Source organism: Stenotrophomonas sp. PvP093, assembly GCF_017876915.1.
GTDB classification, from domain to species: domain Bacteria; phylum Pseudomonadota; class Gammaproteobacteria; order Xanthomonadales; family Xanthomonadaceae; genus Stenotrophomonas; species Stenotrophomonas muris.
In genome coordinates this window covers 278,644-293,665 of the sequence record NZ_JAGIOX010000004.1, presented here as the reverse complement: position 1 = coordinate 293,665, position 15,022 = coordinate 278,644, and the positions used below count along the sequence as shown (strand labels likewise).

Sequence of the window (15,022 nt, the reverse complement as noted above, 5' to 3'; positions counted from 1 at the left end):
GGGTCAGGAAACAGTTAGTTGCGGCAACCCATTGAAACAGCAGCGTAAAATCACTCATAACTGTTAGGACCCACCCGGAACACATGAACCCCTGCCCGTGCGGCTGGGCCGGTGACCGCAGCAACCGCTGCCTGTGCAGCGAAGAGCGTATCAACCGTTACCGTGCGCGGGTGTCTGGTCCGTTGCTGGACCGTATCGACCTGCATATCAGTGTGGCGCGCATGGACGCAGTGGAGTTGCGGGAGAGCACGCCGCTGGGGGAGCCCAGTGCGGCGGTACGTGCACGGGTGGAAGCCGCCCATGCCAAGCAGGAGGTGCGTGGCGGGCTCAACGCGCATCTGCCGCCAGCGGCACTGCGGGCCTGTACCCGACTGAGCGAGGCAGATCAGGACATGCTGGAACAGGCCATCGAGCGCCTGCAGCTATCGGCGCGGGCGATGCACCGGATTCTGCGGGTGGCGCGCACGATTGCCGATCTGGCGGGTTGCGAAACGATCCAGACGGCGCATCTGGCCGAGGCCATTGGCTACCGGCAGTTGGACCGCGGGAAGGCGAGCACGTAATTGCAGCGGGCAGAATCAGGCCGCGTCATGCGGGCACACGTTCAAAAAGATCCGGCAGCCATTCCGGCTTGAACAGGGAAGCAGGCTGTTCTCTCATCTCTTCTACGCGCCACCATTTCCACGCCCTGATCGTGGCATTTTCCTCCTCCGTCCATCCGTCACGCTGGATGTCGGGCTGGTTGGGGCTGCGGACCAGAAAATACTCTTCCAGCCATCGCGCGGGCGTTGATCGGGCGACCGCGTAGACGGCATCGCGCTTTTCCAGCCGCACGCCTATCGGCAGATCCAATCCGGTCTCCTCCCTGAGCTCACGCCGTGCGGCGTCCGCATATCCCTCCCCGGGCAGAAGCTCCCCACCCGGTGTAGCCCAGAAGGGAGCGTGGTGTTCATCGTGATATCGGAACAGCAGCACCGCATCCTCAGCAACGATCACAAGGCGTGCAGATCGTCTGATTTCCATCGTTTCCCGTCCTTACCGGCCCGCCCCAGAATAGGCCAAAAGCAGGCGGACCAAGAGAAAGCCATCAACGCGTGTCGATTCCTGGCCAGTGATTCACTTTCCCGGGATGGGCGCCTGTCGCCGGACGGCAACGGACGCCATGCGGCGGCTGACAAGGCCGAAGAGGTCCTGCAGTTCGGCTGCGCGCTCGGGCGTGCTGTTGCTGCCGAAAAGCACACGCGCCAGCGCGGCTTCACGGGTGTCATGCGGGAACCGCAGGCGGTCCCGGTACACCTTCTGGCACACCAGCCAGGCCCGGCGCAGCCCACCGCCGGGCAGCGGGCGGACCACGCGTTCGTAGACCTGCCAGAACCGGTACTCGGCCCGCAGGTCGATTGCAGGCGCCACGGACAGCGCCTGCCGGGGCCGTCCTGGGCCCCGGATGCCGAACAACGGGGTTCGCGGGTTGTGCTGTGCCATGCCAACAGGATGACCCAGCAACATTGTGGGAACCTTGCGTCGCTGCCAGAAAACCCCTGTTGTTTGCGCAAGGCGGGCTTCCGGGCGGGTTTGGGGGGTCAGAGCCCTTTGCTGCGCAAAGGGATCTGACCCCGATCACGGGGTGGCTGCGGGGTCGGATCCCTTTGCGCAGCAAAGGGCTCTGACCCCATCCTCGCCGCCTCAGAACGCCATCGAGGTACTGAACATCAGCTGCCGTGGCGCGCTGCGCTGCAGGGTCTGGTAATCCCCCGAGAACGACGAGCCGGCAATGGTGGCGGTGCCGATGTTGTGGCGGTTGAACAGGTTGCTCACGTCCAGCCGCAGCTCCAGGCCGGGCACCGCGCTGTCGGCACCGAAGCGGTAGGCGGCATAGGTGTTGACCTGCCAGAACGTCGGCACGCGGATGTCGTTCTCGTAGGTGAAGGGCTGGCGCAGGTAAGAGGTGCTGGTGGCGCCAAAACGCCAGTCACCGAAATGCGCTGACAGGTCGCTGACCAGCGAGATCTGCGGGTAGCCCGGCTGCGCGTTGCCCTTGATCGGGTACACCGTGTCACCCACCACGAAATCGCTGTCGTAGTACGAACGGGCCACGGCCACGCCCTGGTAGAACTGCAGGTGGTCGCTCAGGTCGGCGGTGATGCCAAGGTCAGCGCCGATCACGTGCATCTTCGGCATCAGCCGCACGGTGTTGATCTGCGCGAACTGGGTACCGATGGCGGCCGACAGCAAGCGGTTGCGGATGTCGTTGTAGAACACGTCGCCGGTGATCGTCAGCCGGTCGAAACGATGCGATGCGCCCACGGTGAGGTTCCAGTTCTTCTCCGGCCGCAGCGTACCCGCCACGCGGTCAAACTCCTCCTGGTCGGTGATGGTCCACGCCGAGGCGGTGTAGCCGATGTTGCCGCGCTGGGCCACGCGGTAGCCGTTCATGGTATTGGCCAGGTCGATGAAGGCATCGGTGGATTCGGTCGGGCTCCAGAACAGCGAGACATGCGGCAGGAAGTTGCTCTTCGCGCGCAGCGTGCCGTTCACCGGCCGGTCCTTGGCATCACCGAGGCCGCCACCGCTGGTGCGGAAGTCCACGGCCTTGAAACCAACGCCCAGCTTCAGCGTGTCGTTCAACACGATGTCGTCCTGCAGGTAGAACTGGCGCGAGCGGGTCACCCAACTCGATGCGTTGTCGGTCTTGAACGCGGGGCCGTACACATCGAACGGACCGGTGGCCTTCAGCGGCGGGCCCTCGCCCAGCAGCGGCTGCTGGTACCACTCGGTCTTGGCCGCGGCCTTGCTCTTCTCCTGCCAGAAACCGGCGGTGAAGGTGTGCGCGCCGGTCTCGAACTGCAGATTGAGCATGCCGCCCAGCCGGTTGAGGCGCGGGGTCTGCACCTGTTCGGAGAACGGCGCGCCGTTGGGCGACGGCACGTTCGGGTCGGTCAGCGTGGCCTGGGTGTGGCTGTTGGCGTTGTACAGCTGCACGTTGCCGCTCAGCGCCGGACTGATCTGGAAGCGGTGGTTGATCGAGGACACGCGGTCACGCGTGCTCTGGCCGGTGTCGTAGGGAATAAGCCCGGACAGTTCACCACAGGTATAGGCGCCGCAGGATTTGTCTGCGTTCTCCGGCGAGGCCACGTAGTACGCCCAGGCGTAGTCCGGGTAGAAGATGTCGGCCTTCCAGCCCAGCTTGCTGATCATGTCGAAGGAAATGTTGTTGTAACCCCAGACCTTGGCCTTGCTGTCGGACAGGAACACGGTGACATCGCCCCAGGCGACGTCCTGCTGCAGCTTCAGGTCGCCGCGCAGGAAGTTCTGCGTGCCCTCGCCCTGGTACTTGTCGGCGGACACGCGCTGCAGGTCGACCAGCACTTTCGGGCCATGCTCACCGAGCTGGCCGGTCTGCCCGGATACGGTGGTGACCAGCGTGCTGTTGCTGCCCACGCCCTGCTTCACGCGCAGGCTGGGCGTGTCCTGCAGGTCGCGCAGGCGGTATTCCAGGCTGCCGCCGTTGACGCTGCTGGAGAACACGCTGACCGGTGCGCCACCGGGGCTGACCGTGATCGCGCCGATGCCATCGGGCACGCCCACGTTCACCACGCTGGTGCCGGTGAGCGAAAGGAAGCCGTTGTCGTTCAGCGGCACGCCTTCGAAGGTGATGCCCATTTCGTTCATGCGGAAGCCGCGCACGAACAGGCTGGTGGCGGAGATATCCAGGCCCAGCCCATCGGTGGCGGTGTAGCTGGCGCCAGGTACCTGCTTCAGCATGGCCAGGCCATTGTTGCCGGTGACCATCGCGTCGAGGTCTTCGGCCTTGATGATGTAGCGGTTGGGGCCGACCACCTGGGTCGGTGCCACGGCCGCACCGCGCGGCGTGGCGATCACCTGCAGGGCGTTGAGCGTGGTGGGCGTGTCGAGCGCGGCGTCCTGCGTTTCTGCAGCATACGCAGGTGCGGTGATGGCCGCGATGATGGACAGGGCGAGGCGCGTCGTGGGTGGGGTGTTCATGGGCAGATCCAGGGTGCAGGGAGAGAGCGGCGCAGGCGCACGCCCAGCGCGTTGCAGCACCGGTGTCGGCGCCCTGGCTGGCGATGCGATTGCGTTGAGGGGTGACGGCGGGGTGCGCGCCGGTCAGCAGAGGCAGACGATCATCTGCCGCAGGATTCGATGGCGTGATTTCGACGTGCGGAATTCTTGCATCGCGCTGCCGCATCCGCCATTGCGCGGTGGTACAGCGCCGATGGCGGTGGGGATGGGTGGGCTATACGTGGGTATAGCCCCGGCGTGGTGGGGGCCGACCTTGGTCGGTGCTCGTGTGCCAACCAAGGTTGGCACCTACCGGGGCGAATGGGGCCTGGTAGAGGCCGACCCTGGTCGGCGCTGGCCGCCTGCGTGTGCCAACCAAGGGTGGCACTTACCGGGGCGAATGGGGCCTGGTAGAGGCCGACCTTGGTCGGCGCTTGCCGCCTGCGTGTGCCAACCAAGGTTGGCACCTGCCGGGGCGAATGGGGCCTGGTAGAGGCCGACCTTGGTCGGCGCTTGCCGATTGTGTGTGCCAACCAAGGTTGGCAGCTACCAGAGCATAGGGACGCGCGGTTACTGCAGGACGAAACGCTCGATCGCGCGCGCCACGCCTTCATCGGCATTGCTGCTGGTCTCAAACCGCGCCACCGCCTTCACCGCGTCGATGGCATTGCCCATCGCCACGCTGGTGCCGGCATACTGCAGCATGGTCAGGTCGTTCTCCTGGTCGCCGATGGCCATCACGTTGGCGCGGTCGATGCCCAGGTGCTCGGCCAGTCTTTGCAGGCTCGGCCCCTTGCCCGCGCGGTGGTCGAACACTTCCAGGAAGAACGGTGCGCTCTTCAATACCGCGAAGCGCTCGGTCAGCGCGCCGGGCAGGCGCGCGATGGCAGCGTCCAGCACCTCGGGTTCGTCGATCATCATCAGCTTGATGAAGGACATCGACGGGTCCATGTCTTCCACGCGGCGATACGACAGCGGCATCCGCGAAAGATGCGAGTCGGCCACGGTGTAGTAGCTGATGTCCTGGTTGGGCGTGTACATGCGCTGGCTGTCCAGCGCCTGGAAGTGCACGCCCAGGTCGCGGGCGACCTGCTCGCAGAACAGGAAGTCGTCGAAGCTGAGCGGGTACTCGACCACGGTTTCGCGCGTGCCGATGCGCTGCACCAGGCCGCCATTGCAGGCGATGCAGTAGTCGTCGTTGCCGGTGATGCCGAGCTCGTGCAGGTACGGCGCCAGGCCGGGAACCGGGCGGCCACTGGTCAGCACGATGTGCACGCCCAGTGCGCGCGCCTGCGCGATGGCCTTCCTGGCGCGGGGGGTGAGCTGGTGCGACGGGTCCAGCAGCGTGCCATCCATGTCGATGGCGACCAGTTCGATGGTCGATTGCCTGCGGCCCATGTCCATTGCGTTCAACTCGTGCGGGGCACGCCAGTTTACCCCCTCATGCCCGGTTCACCTCTTTGCCCACGTTGGCCGGGATACTGCAGGAGCCTGTGCGTCCCCCACCGCAGGACGGCCCGCTGACCGCCCTTCCCTGGAGAACCTTGCGACGCATGACCTACCGTGCCCCCGAAACCAACGACAGCGCCCCCCTGGCCCAGCAGATCGAGCAGATGATCGACGAGCTGCCCGGCGACCAGGTGAGCGTCGGCACCCTGCTCAGCGCGCTGGGCGATGAGGGCCTGCTGCTGGTCGTGATCCTGCTCTCGGCCATCTTCATCATTCCGGTGTCGATTCCCGGGCTGAGCACGGTGTTTGGCGCCTCGATCCTGCTGATCGGCCTGAGCCGGGTGCGCAACCGCCCGCTGTGGGTGCCGCAGAAGCTGGCGCGCCGCGGGATCGCCACCGACAAGCTGAAGGCCAACCTGGGCCGTGCGCTGAAATGGGTGCACCGCATGGAGCGGCTGTCGCGGCCGATGCGGCTGGCGGTGATGGTGCGCTCAAAGAAGATGATGCGCCTGAACAACCTGATGCTGGTGTTTGCGACCCTGCTGCTGATGGCGCCGGCCGGGCCGATTCCCTTCAGCAACACGCTGCCGGCGCTGGCGCTGATGTCGTTTGCGATTGGCTTCATCCAGCGCGATGGTGCGGCGGTGGCAGCCGGCTACGGCTTCGTGGTGGCCACGGTGGTGTACTTCGGCGTGCTGCTGGGTGGCGTGGGGTTTGCTGCGGAATCGGTGTTCAGCGGGTTCCGCAGCAGTACCGCCGAACTGTAGAGCCGAGCCCATGCTCGGCTGCTGTTCGCTCCGTGCACGGAAACCCGCGCGCTGCGCGCGTAAGCCGAGCATGGGCTCGGCTCTACAAAGGCCGGATCCACAGCAGTCGAGCGTGGCTCGACGCTACACAGCTATTTCGCCGACACCCGCCACACTACGTCGCCCACGTCGTCGGCCACCAGCAGTGCGCCCTCGGCATCCATCGCCATGCCCACCGGCGCACCCATCAGGGTCTTCTCGTCCTTCGAGGTGAAGCCACTGACCACGGTCTGCGGCCGCCCGGTCGGCTTGCCGTCCTTGAACGGTACGTAGACCACTTCGTAGCCACTCAGTGGCGAGCGGTCCCAGCTGCCGTGCTCGCCGATGAAGGCGCCGCCGTGGTACTGCGCCGGCAGTGCCTGGCCGGTGTAGAACAGCAGGCCCAGCGGTGCCACGTGCGAGCCGATGGCATAGTCCGGCACGATCGCCTTGGCCACCAGGTCCGGCCGCTGCGGCTGCACGCGCTCGTCCACGTGCTGGCCGTAGTAGCTGTAGGGCCAGCCGTAGAAGCCATCTTCCTTCACCGAGGTGAGGTAATCCGGCACCAGGTCGGCACCGATCTCATCACGCTCGTTGGCCACGGCCCACAGCTGGCCAGTGCTCGGCTCCCAGTCCAGCCCGGTCGGGTTGCGGATGCCCGACGCAAAGATGCGGCTGCCACGGGTGGCTACGTCCACCTCCAGCACGACCGCGCGGCGGTATTCGACGGCCAGGCCATTTTCAGTAATGTTGCTGTTGGAGCCGACGCCCACGTACAGCTTGCTGCCATCGCGGCTGGCCAGCAGTTCCTTGGTCCAGTGGTGGTTGATGGTGCTGGGCAGGTCGGTGAACTCGCGGCCCTTGTCGGACATGCGGGTTTCGCCGGGCACGTAGTGGTACTGCATGATGTTGCCGGTGTTGGCCACATACAGCGTGTCACCGATCAGCTGGATGCCGAACGGCGAATGCAGGCCCTCGATGTAGACGTGCTGGGTCCAGGTGTTGGTGCCCGGCGAGCGGCGCAGCAGGGTGACGCGGTTGCCGCCCTTGCCGGCCTTGCCCGAGCGCGCCTTCACCTTGCCGGCGATCCACTGCTTGGGTGTGGTGACCGGCTCTTCGCCGGGGCCATTGCCTTCCACCACCAGTACATCGCCGTTGGGCAGGGTCAGCAGCCGGCGCGGGTGCTGCAGGTTGGCGGCGATGCGCTCGATCTTCAGGCCTTCGGCCACCGTGGGGGCCTGGCCGTCGGCCCAGCCCACGCCCTTGGGCACCTGCATCGGCGGCATCAGGAAGTTGGCCGGCTTGGGCAGTGGCGGCTGCGGTCCCGACTGGTCGGCCGGATGGTATTCGGCCTTGCCGGCGCAGGCCGACAGGGTGACGGCCAGTGCCAGCGCGGCCACGGTGGGCAGGATGTGCTTAGCCATGACGACCTCCCTGCAGCACCGGCGGCTGCAATGACAACAGGATCAGGCCCAGGGCGATCAGGGCCACGGTCAGCGCCGACAGGATCGTGCCCGGCACAGCAACGGCATACGCATCGCGGCTGTGCACGAAGGCGTTCCAGATGGCCAGCACCACCGCGACCAGGTTGAGGAAGAAGTCGATGCGGTCGATGCGGGTGGCCGTGCCGTTGCGGCGCCAGACCGCGAACAGGTTGATCAGGCGCGGCACGATGGCGATCAGCAGGCCGAACGTGATCAGCCAAGCGGCGGCCTTGCCCCACATCACCTCGGCGCTGTTGAGATAGATCGCGTCGAAGATCAGTGCACCGACGAAGAAGCCGAAGGGTATCGGGTTCAACAGGCTGAACAGCGTGGTGCCGAGGCCGCGATGGGCCTGGGCGAGCGGATTGACCATCATCGTGCTCCGTGCGGAAGGGTGCACGGACTGTAGTAGCACAGCGCGATGTGAGGGCGCGCGATGACGCCCCGGCGGGGCTGCCACACCCACCGGGCAGGCACCGCACTACGTGGGTTCGTCCTCGCGCACCTCGTGGAAGGGCAGCATCGTCTCGAAGCCGAATTCGTGTTCCATGCTGGTGCGGACCAGGCCGCCGATGGCGTAGTAGCTGGTATTGGCGTGTACATCGATGCCACAGGGACCATCCTCAGCCAGCAGGTGCAGTGTCTGCGCCCTACGCATCTTCACTCTTTCCTCCTGCAGCAGCGCGCGTCGGTGCCGCTTCATCAGCAAGCGCAACTGTTTGATCGTCGTGATATTGAATGTGGCGAGCGCCGGCAGCAGCTCGGCGATATCCGCATCGGTCCAGTAATCATGGCGACGGTGGTACATCGACAGCACCACCTTGCGGATGGCGGCGACCGAGAGCGGGGTCTGGTCTGCGCGCGCACGTGCACGCTGGCGTTCCTTCTTCATGTGTCTTCACCTGCATGTGGTTACCCGAGTTTCCCGCACCCGAAGCAGACGCGCGAAGATGGCGTGAAGGCATTCGCGCGCCCTGTCATAACCTGACGTACTAAGTGTTTGTGACGCAATTTGCATATTCGTACATTGCGGATGTGAAGAGGTAGGGGGTTCTCCGTTGTGTCGCGTTTGGCTCGTTGCGATGGGGCAGTTCCGCCCCGCCGTCCTGCCATGCCGATTCACAACAGAAGGATTCGTGTATGAAGCGACACACGCAACGCTCCGCGCCACCGCGCTCTGCGCGCCTGGCCCTTGCCACTGCCCTGGTGCTGGGCAGCCTGGCCGCCACCGCGCAGGCCCAACAGGCCGATCCGCTGGCGGGTATCCAGTGGCACCTGCTCAACACCGGGCAGACCGTCCCGGCCGACACCCTGCCGGTGGCCGGCAACGACCTGAACGTGGATGGCCTGTTCCGCAACGGAATCCGTGGCCAGGGTGTCACCATCGCCATCGTCGATGATGGCCTGCAGATCGCGCATCCGGACCTGGCGGCCAACGTGGCGGCGGTGGCCGGCAAGAACTTCACCAACGGCTCGAACAACCCCACCCCGACCAACCCGGATGTCGACAACCACGGCACCATGGTCGGCGGCATTGCTGGCGCGGTGGGCGCCAACAACCTGGGCGTACGCGGTGTGGCGCCGGCGGCGACGCTGAAGGGCTTCAACCCGATTTCGCGCTCAGCCCTGGGCAACCAGCAGAGCAACATCGAGTACGCCTGGTGGGACGGCGCGGAGTCGGCCGACGTGCAGGTGTTCAACAACAGCTGGGGCGCCGGCCCGGGCAATCCGAACCTGCCGCTGGCGTACAGCGAAAACACGATTCGTTCGTATGAGCAGGCACTGTCGGGTACGCGCGGTGGCCGCGGCGGCATCTACGTGAAGTCGGCGGGCAACAACTTCAACAATGCCTCGATCAGCCAGACCCAGGATGTCTGCACCACCGACACCAAGAACCGCAACACCGGCTGCGTGCCGGCCGGACGCGATCCGCGCAACAACCTGTTCAACGTGATCACGGTAGGCGCGGTGCGTGCCGATGGCGTGCGCTCGTCGTATTCCTCCACCGGCTCGGCGCTGTGGGTGTCGGCCTTCGGCGGCGAATACGGCCTGCAGGCCCAGTACGCCCCCGGCCTGGTGGCACGCGCCTACGACCCGGCCATCGTCACCACCGACGTGACCGGGTGCGCGCAGGGCAGCAACAAGAACACCAACCGCCAGAACACGCTGGACAGCAACCTGTCGGCCATCGACAGCACCTGCAACTACACCGCCAAGATGAACGGCACCTCGGCGTCAGCGCCGATGGTCTCGGGCGTGGCGGCACTGGTGCTGGAAGCCAATCCGAACCTGTCCTATCGCGATGTGAAGTACATCCTGGCCACCACCGCCACCCGCAACCACCCGAACCAGCCGGCGGTGACGCTGGCCGACGGGCGCACGCTGGTGCCAGGCTGGACGGTGAATGCTGCCGGCCGTGCCTACAGCAACTGGTATGGCTTCGGCGTGGTCAACGCTGCACGCGCGGTGCAGGTGGCCGAGAACTTCCAGTCGCTCGGTGCGCTGGTCGACAGCGGCTGGCGCAACACCACGCGTACCGTGGCCATCGGCAACACCTCGGCCGCCGCCGCACGCCTGACCTTCCAGTTGGCCAACGGCGCGCGCAACATCGAAAGCGTGCAGCTGGGCTTCCGGGTCAACCACCGCAACACGCGCCAGCTGCAGTTCGTGCTGGTGTCGCCCAGCGGCACCCGCAGCGTGGTGCAACCGGCGTTCACCGCGATCGGTTCGGGCACGGGTGGCGCGCAGAGCAACTTCACCAGCTGGGACCTGCTGTCCAGCAATGCCTTCCTGGATGAAAATGCCAGCGGCACCTGGACGCTGGAAGTGACCGACATGGGGCAGGCCGCGACCGCAGCTTCGCGCGGCAACCTCGAATTCTTCAAGATCCGCGTTCTGGGGCACTGATGATGAAGACCACCATTCTGTTGAGCACGCTCGCCTTCGCGGCGATGACCTCCCCTGCCTGGGCACAGAGCTCGGGGCAGACCCCTCCAGCCAGGACCCTGTCGACCGTGGATGCGCAGGAACTGAAGGCGTCCGCTACCGGCCGCTCGTTCGATGTGGGCGGCACGCGCTTCCAGCTGTCTCCCTCGACCACCGTGAAGCAGGCCAGCGGCGGTCAGTTCACGATCACCCCGCAGGCGGCGGCGACCACCAGTTCGCGTACCAAGCGTTCGCTGGATGGCGCCGCGGCCGCGCCTGCTGATGCCGGTGCCGGCAAGTTCGCGGCGGCGGTCTCCCGCGACGGAGCGCCGGTGGTGGCGACCTCGCGGGTCAAGGTGTTCTTCACCGATGCGGCATCGGCCCAGCGCGCGGCTACGGCCACCGGTGGCACCGTGGTGAAGGTGTCGAAGGCTTCGGGCCAGGCCATCGTGGAGTATCCGTCGGTGAACGCGGCGCTGGATGCGAGCACCAAGCTGCTGTCCACCGCCGGTATCCGCGCCACCGAGCCGGACGTGGTGCAGTGGGAAGAGACCAAGTAAGGCGTTGAGTGGTGCCCCGGCCGGCTGGCTCTCCTGGCCGGCCGGGGATTGGTGTGGGGGTGTGCCGACCAACGGTCGGCACCCACGTGTCGACCAAGGTCGACACCTACCGGGGTAGCGCGCGCGACCAAGGGTCGGCATAAGCCGGGCATGGACCGGGATTACCGCGCGGCGAGTGCGCCGCTGTGCTTGAGGTGGCAGCTGGCCAGCGCGTCGTTGCCGGCGGCCGGGTGGCCGGGCTCGAGCAGCAGGCGCTGCACGTCCGAGAACAGCTTTTCCACCGGCATGCCGTACGGCGCGAACAGGCGCAGGCGTCCCTGGCGGTCGAACACGTAGCCGCCCGCAATGTGGCTCATGGTGTAGGTATCCGGTACCTGACCGGGTTCCTTTTCGTAGAACGCCTTGAAGTCGCTGGCCATCGCGGCCAGTTGTGCTTCGTTGCCGACCAATGCGATCGCCTTGGGGTCGAACGCTTCCACGTAGGTGCGCGCGACCTCCGGGGTGTCGCGGGCCGGGTCAACGCTGACGAACACCACCTGCAGCTGGTCGGCATCCTTGCCCATCAGGTGCTTGACCTGGCTCAGCTCGACCATGGTGGTCGGGCACACGTCCGGGCAACTGGTGAAACCGAAGAACAGATAGGTCACCTGCCCCTGCAGGTCCTTCGGACCGCGCACGGTGCCGTGGCTGTCGGGCATCGACCACTGCTGGCCAAGTTCTTCGCAGGCGATGTCCTTCGCATAGAAGTCCATGCGCGACTGCGCGCTGCAGCCGGCCAGCAGGCCGAGCAGCAGGCCTGCGGCCAGGCGCAGGCCACGATGGGGGAACGCAATGCCTTTCACGGTTCGCAGGCTCAGTTGATCATCATGTGGTAGTGCATGCTCCAGATGATCCAGACCGACAACGCGACGACGATGAACAGGATCACCAGGGTGAACACGAAGCTGGCCAGGTTCCAGCCACCTTCGGACTTGCGGTCCATGTGCAGGAAATAGACCAGCTGCACCAGGATCTGCGCCACTGCGAAGCCGACCAGCAGGAACAGCGTGAGCGGCCGCGACAGCACCGGATTCATCACCAGTGCGAACGGCACCACGGTCAGCAGCGCGCACAGCACGAAGCCGATCAGGTAGGACTTGGTGGAGCCGTGCGCATTGCCGGCGCGCGAGGTTTCGACGTGGGCCATGTCAGAAGGCTCCGGTCAGGTAGACGAAGGTGAAGACGCAGATCCACACCAGGTCCAGGAAGTGCCAGAACAGGCTCAGGCACGACACGCGGGTGATGTTGGTCGGGGTCAGGCCACGGCGGTAGACCTGGTGCATGACCACCGCCATCCAGATCAGGCCGCTGGCCACGTGCAGGCCGTGGGTGGCGACCAGCGCGAAGAACGCCGACAGGTAGGCACTGGTGCTCGGGCCCGCGCCTTCGTGGATCAGGTGCGAGAACTCGTAGATCTCCATGCCGATGAACGAAGCACCGAGCACGAAGGTCACGCCCAGCCAGCGCAGCACCGCCGAGGCATCGTGGCGATGCATGGCCAGCACGGCCTGGCCGTAGGTGATGCTGGAGACCAGCAGCAGGAAGGTCTCGGCCATCACGAACGGCAACGAGAACAGGTCCTTGCCGGTGGGGCCGCCGGCGTAGGCGGTGCTGAGCACCGCGTACGAGGCGAACAGGGAACCGAACAGCACCAGGTCGGACATGAGGTAGACCCACATGCCGAACACCTTCATGCCGCCCTGTTCGTGGCCATGGTCGTGCTCGTGGTGGTCCTCGTGCGCCTGCGTGTCGCTGGCCAGCTCCGGGCGGGTCAACAGGTTCATGCGCGTACCTCCTTCAGCTTGGCAAGGTTGGCCGCTTCGGTGCGCGCCACCTCTTCGGAACTGACGTAGTAATCCACGTCCTCATCGTAGGACCGCACGATCAGGGTCACGATCATCGCGATGAAGCTGGCTGCGGCCATCCACCAGATGTGCCAGACCAGGGCGAAGCACAGCACCAGGATCCAGATGTTGAGGATCAGCGGCACGCCGGTGTTCTTCGGCATGTGGATGGGGGCGTACGTCTTCGGCGGCGGCGGCAGGCCGCGCTTCTTCGCTTCGTGGAAGGCATCCAGCTCATCGGCCTTGGGCACCACGGCGAAGTTGTAGAACGGCGGCGGCGACGGCGTGGCCCATTCCAGCGTGCGTGCGTTCCACGGGTCGCCGGTCAGGTCCAGGTTGCGCTTGCGGTCGCGCACGCTCACGTAGATCTGCACCAGCATCAGGATGATGCCCGCGAACACCAACAGTGCACCGATGAAGGCGGCGATCAGGTACGGCGTCCACGCCGGGTTGTCGTACTGGTTCATGCGGCGGGTCATGCCCATGAAGCCCAGCATGTACAGCGGCATGAAGGCCAGGTAGAAGCCGATCACCCAGCAGGCGAACGACCACTTGCCCAGGCGCTCGTTGAGGGTGAAGCCGAACACCTTCGGGAACCAGTAGGCGAAGCCGGCCAGGTAGCCGAACAGCGCGCCGCCGATGATGGTGTTATGGAAGTGGGCGACCAGGAACAGGCTGTTGTGCAGCAGGAAGTCCGCGCCCGGGATGGCCAGCAGCACGCCGGTCATGCCACCGATGGTGAAGGTGACCAGGAAGGCGATGGTCCACAGCATCGGTACGCTGAACTCGACGCGGCCGCCGTACATGGTGAACAGCCAGGTAAAGATCTTCACGCCGGTGGGGATGGCGATGATCATCGTCATGATGCCGAAGAAGGCATTGACGCTGGCACCCGAGCCCATGGTGAAGAAGTGGTGCAGCCAGACGATGAACGACAGGATGCCGATCGCCAGCGTGGCGCCCACCATCGACTTGTAGCCGAACAGCTTCTTGCGCGCGAACGTGGCGGTGACTTCAGAGAAGATGCCGAACGCCGGCAGCACCAGGATGTACACCTCCGGGTGGCCCCAGGCCCACACCAGGTTCACGTACATCATCGGGTTGCCACCCAACGTGTTGGTGTAGAAGTTGAAGTCCAGGTAGCGGTCCAGGGTGAGCGCACCCAGCGCCACGGTCAGGATCGGGAAGGCGGCGATGATGATCACGCTGGTGACCAGCACGGTCCAGGTGAACACCGGCATCTTCATCAGGGTCATGCCCGGCGCACGCATGCGCAGGATGGTGATGAACAGGTTGACGCCGGTCAGCAATGTGCCGATGCCCGAGGCCTGCAACGCCCAGATGTAGTAGTCCACGCCTACGCCCGGACTGAACTCGATGCCCGACAGCGGCGGATAGGCGACCCAGCCGGTCATGGCGAATTCGCCAACGCCCAGCGAGATCATCATCAGCGCAGCGCCAACCACGAAGATCCAGAAGCTGAAGGCGTTGAGGAACGGGAACGCCATGTCGCGTGCGCCGATCTGCAGCGGCACGATGATGTTCATCAGGCCGACCACGAACGGGGTGGCCACGAAGAAGATCATGATCACGCCATGCGCGGTGAAGATCTGGTCGTAGTGCTCCGGTGGCAGGAAGCCATCACTGCCTGGCCCGGCCGCGGCCAACTGCGCGCGCATCATCAGCGCGTCGGCGAAGCCACGCACCAGCATGACCAGCGCCACTACCACGTACATGATGCCGATCTTCTTGTGGTCCACGGTGGTGAACCAGTCGCGCCAGAGCACGCCCCATAGCTTGAAGTACGTCACCGCGCCAAGCAGCGCGAGGCCACCCAGCACCATGGCCGCCAGCGTGACCACGACGATCGGCTCGTGCAGCGGCACGGCCTCCCACGTCAATTTACCCAACATGTT

14 protein-coding genes and 1 pseudogene are annotated in these 15,022 nt (G+C 65.5%); 4 read left to right on the top strand and 11 right to left on the bottom strand.

Features of this window, described 5'->3' with window-relative positions:
• Positions 1-83: 83 nt before the first annotated feature.
• A pseudogene (locus J3A72_RS03985) lies at positions 84-563 on the top strand (ATP-binding protein); the annotation flags it as partial.
• Between the two features lie 25 nt (positions 564-588).
• Here J3A72_RS03985 and J3A72_RS03980 read toward each other — a convergent pair.
• The 4 genes from J3A72_RS03980 to yidA form a co-directional block, all read right to left on the bottom strand.
• Positions 589-1,023, bottom strand: coding sequence for an NUDIX domain-containing protein (locus tag J3A72_RS03980; RefSeq protein WP_032958800.1), 435 nt, complete (start codon positions 1,021-1,023; stop codon positions 589-591).
• Positions 1,024-1,116: 93 nt separating this feature from the next.
• Entirely contained in the window at positions 1,117-1,506 is a 390-nt protein-coding gene (locus tag J3A72_RS03975; protein WP_032958799.1) for a hypothetical protein, read from the bottom strand.
• A 177-nt stretch (positions 1,507-1,683) separates the two neighbouring features.
• Positions 1,684-4,002, bottom strand: coding sequence for a TonB-dependent receptor (locus J3A72_RS03970; RefSeq protein ID WP_140222796.1), 2,319 nt, complete (start codon positions 4,000-4,002; stop codon positions 1,684-1,686).
• A gap of 588 nt (positions 4,003-4,590) precedes the next feature.
• Entirely contained in the window at positions 4,591-5,424 is an 834-nt protein-coding gene (gene yidA, locus J3A72_RS03965) for a sugar-phosphatase (RefSeq protein ID WP_014648720.1), read from the bottom strand.
• 149 nt (positions 5,425-5,573) lie between these two features.
• Here yidA and J3A72_RS03960 point away from each other — a divergent pair, with 149 nt between their 5' ends.
• A complete protein-coding gene (locus J3A72_RS03960; RefSeq protein ID WP_032958795.1) occupies positions 5,574-6,236 on the top strand; it encodes an exopolysaccharide biosynthesis protein in 663 nt (220 codons plus the stop codon).
• Between the two features lie 131 nt (positions 6,237-6,367).
• Here J3A72_RS03960 and J3A72_RS03955 read toward each other — a convergent pair whose 3' ends face one another.
• From J3A72_RS03955 to J3A72_RS03945, 3 genes are all read right to left on the bottom strand, one after another.
• Positions 6,368-7,678 (bottom strand): sorbosone dehydrogenase family protein, encoded by a 1,311-nt coding sequence (locus J3A72_RS03955; protein ID WP_049441987.1) that lies wholly within the window; start codon positions 7,676-7,678, stop codon positions 6,368-6,370.
• Positions 7,671-8,111: a DUF2231 domain-containing protein gene (locus J3A72_RS03950; protein WP_041863928.1), complete on the bottom strand. Its 441-nt coding sequence runs from the start codon at positions 8,109-8,111 to the stop codon at positions 7,671-7,673. Before J3A72_RS03950 ends, J3A72_RS03955 begins: the two co-directional genes overlap by 8 nt.
• A 108-nt stretch (positions 8,112-8,219) precedes the next feature.
• Positions 8,220-8,630: a hypothetical protein gene (locus J3A72_RS03945; RefSeq protein ID WP_075076244.1), complete on the bottom strand. Its 411-nt coding sequence runs from the start codon at positions 8,628-8,630 to the stop codon at positions 8,220-8,222.
• 248 nt (positions 8,631-8,878) lie between these two features.
• On the opposite strand from J3A72_RS03945, the gene J3A72_RS03940 reads away from it, so the two are divergent.
• Together J3A72_RS03940 and J3A72_RS03935 are read left to right on the top strand one after the other, a co-directional pair.
• Positions 8,879-10,645, top strand: coding sequence for a S8 family serine peptidase (locus tag J3A72_RS03940; RefSeq protein WP_005411470.1), 1,767 nt, complete (start codon positions 8,879-8,881; stop codon positions 10,643-10,645).
• On the top strand, positions 10,645-11,223 hold the full coding sequence (locus J3A72_RS03935) for a DNA breaking-rejoining protein (protein WP_075076243.1): 579 nt from the start codon (positions 10,645-10,647) through the stop codon (positions 11,221-11,223). The genes J3A72_RS03940 and J3A72_RS03935 overlap by 1 nt, the downstream gene beginning before the upstream one ends.
• Positions 11,224-11,384: 161 nt before the next feature.
• On the opposite strand, the gene J3A72_RS03930 is transcribed toward J3A72_RS03935, so the two are convergent.
• Genes J3A72_RS03930 through cyoB form a run of 4 tightly spaced genes read right to left on the bottom strand, consistent with a single transcriptional unit; the run spans position 11,385 to position 15,019 of the window.
• Entirely contained in the window at positions 11,385-12,065 is a 681-nt protein-coding gene (locus J3A72_RS03930) for an SCO family protein (RefSeq protein WP_075076242.1), read from the bottom strand.
• An 11-nt stretch (positions 12,066-12,076) separates the two neighbouring features.
• Complete coding sequence (gene cyoD / locus J3A72_RS03925) at positions 12,077-12,409, bottom strand: cytochrome o ubiquinol oxidase subunit IV (protein WP_006399830.1); 333 nt, start codon at positions 12,407-12,409, stop codon at positions 12,077-12,079.
• A 1-nt stretch (position 12,410) separates the two neighbouring features.
• Positions 12,411-13,046, bottom strand: coding sequence for a cytochrome o ubiquinol oxidase subunit III (gene cyoC / locus J3A72_RS03920; protein WP_080469281.1), 636 nt, complete (start codon positions 13,044-13,046; stop codon positions 12,411-12,413).
• On the bottom strand, positions 13,043-15,019 hold the full coding sequence (gene cyoB, locus J3A72_RS03915) for a cytochrome o ubiquinol oxidase subunit I (RefSeq protein WP_053495291.1): 1,977 nt from the start codon (positions 15,017-15,019) through the stop codon (positions 13,043-13,045). The genes cyoC and cyoB overlap by 4 nt, the downstream gene beginning before the upstream one ends.
• Between the last annotated feature and the right edge of the window lie 3 nt (positions 15,020-15,022).

Bases quoted from the DNA above. Each gene is read 5' to 3' on its own strand.
- J3A72_RS03940 (WP_005411470.1), top strand. From the start codon at position 8,879: ATGAAGCGACACACGCAACGCTCCGCGCCACCGCGCTCTGCGCGCCTG.
- J3A72_RS03970 (WP_140222796.1), bottom strand. From the start codon at position 4,002: ATGAACACCCCACCCACGACGCGCCTCGCCCTGTCCATCATCGCGGCC.
- J3A72_RS03945 (WP_075076244.1), bottom strand. From the start codon at position 8,630: ATGAAGAAGGAACGCCAGCGTGCACGTGCGCGCGCAGACCAGACCCCG.
- yidA (WP_014648720.1), bottom strand. From the start codon at position 5,424: ATGGACATGGGCCGCAGGCAATCGACCATCGAACTGGTCGCCATCGAC.
- cyoB (WP_053495291.1), bottom strand. From the start codon at position 15,019: ATGTTGGGTAAATTGACGTGGGAGGCCGTGCCGCTGCACGAGCCGATC.
- J3A72_RS03935 (WP_075076243.1), top strand. From the start codon at position 10,645: ATGATGAAGACCACCATTCTGTTGAGCACGCTCGCCTTCGCGGCGATG.
- J3A72_RS03980 (WP_032958800.1), bottom strand. From the start codon at position 1,023: ATGGAAATCAGACGATCTGCACGCCTTGTGATCGTTGCTGAGGATGCG.
- J3A72_RS03975 (WP_032958799.1), bottom strand. From the start codon at position 1,506: ATGTTGCTGGGTCATCCTGTTGGCATGGCACAGCACAACCCGCGAACC.
- cyoD (WP_006399830.1), bottom strand. From the start codon at position 12,409: ATGGCCCACGTCGAAACCTCGCGCGCCGGCAATGCGCACGGCTCCACC.
- J3A72_RS03955 (WP_049441987.1), bottom strand. From the start codon at position 7,678: ATGGCTAAGCACATCCTGCCCACCGTGGCCGCGCTGGCACTGGCCGTC.
- J3A72_RS03960 (WP_032958795.1), top strand. From the start codon at position 5,574: ATGACCTACCGTGCCCCCGAAACCAACGACAGCGCCCCCCTGGCCCAG.
- J3A72_RS03950 (WP_041863928.1), bottom strand. From the start codon at position 8,111: ATGGTCAATCCGCTCGCCCAGGCCCATCGCGGCCTCGGCACCACGCTG.
- cyoC (WP_080469281.1), bottom strand. From the start codon at position 13,046: ATGAACCTGTTGACCCGCCCGGAGCTGGCCAGCGACACGCAGGCGCAC.